Here is a 386-nt window from a genome sequence, read left to right as displayed (position 1 = left end):
TCATATAAGGATTCATATCAATTGAAATCATTACATGCTTTTGTTCAATTTCGCGTTTATAATGTTCCAGTATCTTCTTCAATAAAGCGGATAACTGGGTTTCCTGTTTGTATTTTATCACGCATTGATAGCGATATCTATCTTTGATCCTGGCTATCGGCGACGCGCTTGGCCCGAGGATTTTCGTGTCAGCTCCGCAGTTTTCTTTCAAAAAATGAGCAATTTTTTCATCTGTAACCTCTGCTTTCGCCAAGTCCTCAAGAGAAACCGTCACAAGAGCCAAAAAGTAGTAGGGCGGATAGGATTGCTCTCTCCTGTGCGCCATTTCATGCTGATAGAACGTTTCATAATCATGCGTTTTCGTCAGCTGGATACTGTAGTGGGAC

1 pseudogene is annotated in these 386 nt (G+C 41.5%); it reads right to left on the bottom strand.

Annotated features, from left to right (window positions below):
- Positions 1-386: pseudogene (locus RVS70_RS23105) on the bottom strand (primosomal protein N'); the annotation flags it as partial.

This window comes from Virgibacillus sp. M23 (assembly GCF_034190895.1).
GTDB lineage: Bacteria > Bacillota > Bacilli > Bacillales > Amphibacillaceae > Virgibacillus > Virgibacillus salarius.
This window is presented reverse-complemented; position numbering and strand designations above follow the sequence as displayed.